General features: G+C 64.5%; 3 protein-coding genes. 1 reads left to right on the forward strand and 2 read right to left on the reverse strand.

Annotated features, from left to right (window positions below; translation table 11 throughout):
- Window positions 1-2 precede the first annotated feature (2 nt).
- Complete coding sequence (gene lysA / locus VEK15_01650; GenBank protein ID HXV59367.1) at window positions 3-1,256, reverse strand: diaminopimelate decarboxylase; 1,254 nt, start codon at window positions 1,254-1,256, stop codon at window positions 3-5.
- A 76-nt stretch (window positions 1,257-1,332) separates the two neighbouring features.
- Between lysA and VEK15_01655 the strand changes: the two genes are divergently transcribed.
- A complete protein-coding gene (locus VEK15_01655; protein ID HXV59368.1) occupies window positions 1,333-2,523 on the forward strand; it encodes a RidA family protein in 1,191 nt (396 codons plus the stop codon).
- A gap of 3 nt (window positions 2,524-2,526) precedes the next feature.
- Here the strand turns inward: VEK15_01655 and VEK15_01660 are convergent.
- A partial coding sequence (locus VEK15_01660) for an FtsX-like permease family protein (GenBank protein ID HXV59369.1) occupies window positions 2,527-3,846 on the reverse strand: 1,320 nt, incomplete at its 5' end.

Raw genomic sequence — 3,846 nt, forward strand, 5'->3', positions numbered from 1 at the left:
ACTCATCCGCCGCCGGCAAGCTCGCGCGCCACCAGCTCCTCCTCGGTCTCGGCTGTTCGGACGATCCGAAAACGTCCCTCCTCGACCACGAGCTCCGCGGGTCGAGCCCGCAAGTTGTAGTTCGAGCTCATCACGAATCCATAGGCTCCCGCGTCGAGGATTGCGAGGAAGTCGCCTGGCTCGGGCGCCACGAGAGAGCGGTCGCGGGCAAAGACGTCGGAGCTCTCGCACACGGCACCCACGACATCGACGGTTCGGGCCGCACCACGTTTCTGTCGCAACGGAACGATGCGATGATAGGCGCCGTAGAGCGCCGGCCTCAGGAAATCATTGAGCCCGGCATCGACGACCAAGAAACCACGCTCGTGAACCCGTTTCACGTATAGAACCCGTACCACGAAGGCGCCGACCGGTCCGAACAAGATCCGACCAGGCTCGGTGACGATCGTGACGTCGAGATCGGCGAAGGGCGCGATCACGCTTTCGGCGTAGCCGTCGAAGCTCGGCGCCCGTTCTCCGTGGTAGCGGATCCCGACTCCACCGCCGATGTCGACGTACTTCAGCTCGACGCCGATGCCCCGGAGCGAGCGTACCCATTCGGCGAGAATCCGCGCGTTCGCGGCGAGCGGCTCGAGCGCCGTGATCTGCGACCCGATGTGGGAATGCACGCCGACGAAATCGAGAGCGGAAAACTCACGGTGGGCGGCGTAGAGCTGACGCGCCTGCTCGGCGTCCAATCCGAATTTTGCCGTCTTGATTCCCGTCGCGATATGGCGATGGGTTCCGGCGTCGATGTCGGGATTCAGACGGAGCGCGACGCTTGCGCGGCGCCCGGCGCGCGCGGCAATCGCATCGAGCATCCGGAGCTCCTGTTCCGACTCGACGAGCAACATCGCCACATTGGCAATCACTCCGGAGCGAAGCTCCCGCTCCGTCTTTCCCACTCCCGAGAACACGATCTTCGAAGGCGCGAATCCGAGCGCGAGCGCAAGGGCCAACTCCGCGCCCGAGACCACTTCCGCGCCCGCACCTTCGTTGACGAGGTGACGCAACAAGGCGGGCTGGGTGTTCGCCTTGAGAGCCACCGCGTGGAAATGGGACGAGCCGGAGAACGCGGCATCGAGCTTGCGGTAGCGCGAAACGAGCGCTCGAGGAACGTAGACATAGAACGGCGTGGGGTGAGAAGCGGCGATCTCGGAGAGCGGAATCCCATCCGCGACCAGCACGTCATCGCGATACTCGAAAACGTCGTTCAAAGCTCCACCCGGACCGAGCGGGAATTATATGCCGCGGCGTTGTATATTTCGGCATCTCGAGGGAGGTCAGCGCTTTATGAAACGTTGTTTCTTTTTGTGGCTACTCGCCTTGGCCGCAGCGTCATCAGCCGCGGAGAAGAAGATCATCGCTCCTCAGGGAATGGACGTCGGGCTGCCCTTCAGTCCTGCGGTCCTTTCGGGCGACTTTCTCTACCTCGCGGGGGCCATCGGCAACAAACCCGGCACGCTCGAAGTGCCCGACGGAATCCAGGCGCAAGTCCGACAGGCCATGGACAACCTCGGCGACGTGCTCGAAGCCGCCGGCATGGATTTCTCGCGGGTCGTCAGTTCCAACGTCTTCTTGTCCGACGCTCGGCACTTTTCCGCGATGAACGACGTCTACAAGACCTATTTTCCACAGGACCCGCCGATTCGTGCCACGGTGGAGGCCGACATCGCCATCCCCGGCGCCCTCGTCGAGATTTCCATGATCGCCGCCCGTCCAGGGGTCGAAAAGAAAGTCATCAAACCGGGCACGATGAAATCCCCGGAGCTTCCGTACAGCTGGGGCGTCCAGGTGGGCTCGACGCTCTTCGTCGCCGGTGCGACCGCCCGAGACCCGGAGACCTACGAGCCGGTTGCCGGCTACATGAAGATACAGACCAAGCGCGTGCTGGAAAACGTCGGCCTGGTGCTCGAGGAGGCGGGCATGAGCTACGGAGACGTGGTGGGCTGCAAAGTCTTTCTCGACGATGCCCGTTACTTTCAAGACATGAACGAGGTGTACCGCACGTTCTTTCCGAGCGCCCCCCCGAGCCGCGCGACGGTCCGATCCCGGCTCATGAACCCCGCCTTCCTGTCGGAGATACAGTGCACCGCGGTGAAGGATCCGGCGCGGAAGGTAGTGTCCCCCGCCGGACGCGCTCCCTCGACGAGCCCTCTGTCCTCGGCCGTCGCGGCCGGCGGGCGCCTGTTCCTCTCCGGCATGACCGGGCGGGGGCCCGACGGCTATCCGAAGGGTGACGCGAAGGCCCAGACCCGGCAGGCTCTCGAGAACTTGAAGGCCACGCTCGAAGCCGACGGACTCGGCTTCGAAGACGTCGTCGATGTAATGGTCTACCTCTCGGACATTCGCTACTACGATGCGATGAACGAGGTGTACCGGGAGATGATGCCCTCGCCCCCTCCGGCACGCGCCACGGTGGGGGCGCAGCTCATGTCGGCGGACGCTCTCGTGGAGATCATAATGACTGCGGAGCGGCGTTGACCGCTACTCGTAGCGGAGGGCCGCGATTGGTTTGATGCCCGCTGCCTTCCGGGCGGGAATCCAGTTCGCGAGCAGACCGACGGCGATGAGGGCGACCGCTGTCACCGCAAACGTCGGTGGATCGTTGGCTCCGACGCCGTAGAGCACTGCGGAGAGCGCCCGCGCTCCCGCTAGCGCCACCATGACGCCGACGACCGCTCCCACGAGAACGAGACGGAGCCCTTGCCCCGTCACCATCGCGGCGATGTCGCGACCGCTCGCCCCGAGGGCCATCCGGATGCCGAACTCACGCGTTCGGCGGCTCACGGCATAGGCGATGACTCCGTACAAGCCGATCGACGCGAGGAGCACGGCGAGACCACCGAAGAGCCCCAGGAGAATCGCACCCATGTGCACGGGGAAGAGCGTGATCGCGAGATTCTGTCGCATGGTTTTCGCTTCGAAGAAAGCGAGACTCGGCTCGAGCGCGAGAATCTCGGCGCGCACCGTCTCGAAGGCGGACGTGGCCGATCCCCTTGTGCGAGCGAGGAAGTACATCATCGGCGAGTAGTCCTGAGAGGCCGCCCAGTAGACCTGGGGCCGGAAATCTTCGCCGAGGGTCCGCACCTTCGCGTTCTCCACGACGCCGATCACTTCGAAGACCCTTCGCCGGGAAGCGTTCGTTCCCGTCGCGAGGCGTTGACCGATTGCATCCACACTCGGCCAGAAGCGATCCGCGGCGGCCCGGTTGACGATCACCACGGGTGGGGACTCCACCGTGTCAATCGAGCCGAAATCGCGTCCGGCAACGATTGGGATGCCCATCAAGCGGAAGTATCCCGGCGACAACTCGGCGGCATCGACCTCGGGCCAATCCGCCTCGCGATCCGGCTCCCGTCCCTCCGGCGCTACCGTTCGGGTCAAAACCGAAGCACCCAGCGGCACCTTGCTCGCCAGCGCGGCGGCCTCGACTTCGGGAAGCGCCCGGAGCCGTTCGATCGCGCGCTCGTAGAGCAGGCGACCGGTCTCCTCGTTGTATCCATGCAGACCCAGATGGCTGCTGAACATCACGATGCGCTCGGTCTCGAAACCGGGATCGAGACTTCTCGCGTTCGCCGCACTTCGGAGAAGAAGCGCGGCGCCGATGAGGAGCACGAACGAGACCGCGAGCTGCGCGACGACGAGAAAATTTCTCAAGCTGAATCGGCGTGCGCGAAAACCAGCCAACCCCGGATCGGCTTTCAATGCGGGCACGAGGCTGCGACGTCCCGCCTGGAGCGCGGGTGCGAGACCGAAGACGACGCCTGTCAGGACCGAGACCGCGAGCGTGAAGAGGAGCACACG

It is taken from the genome of Vicinamibacteria bacterium (assembly GCA_035620555.1).
Lineage (GTDB): Bacteria > Acidobacteriota > Vicinamibacteria > Marinacidobacterales > SMYC01 > DASPGQ01.

Bases quoted from the DNA above. Each gene is read 5' to 3' on its own strand.
- VEK15_01655 (HXV59368.1), top strand. From the start codon at position 1,333: ATGAAACGTTGTTTCTTTTTGTGGCTACTCGCCTTGGCCGCAGCGTCA.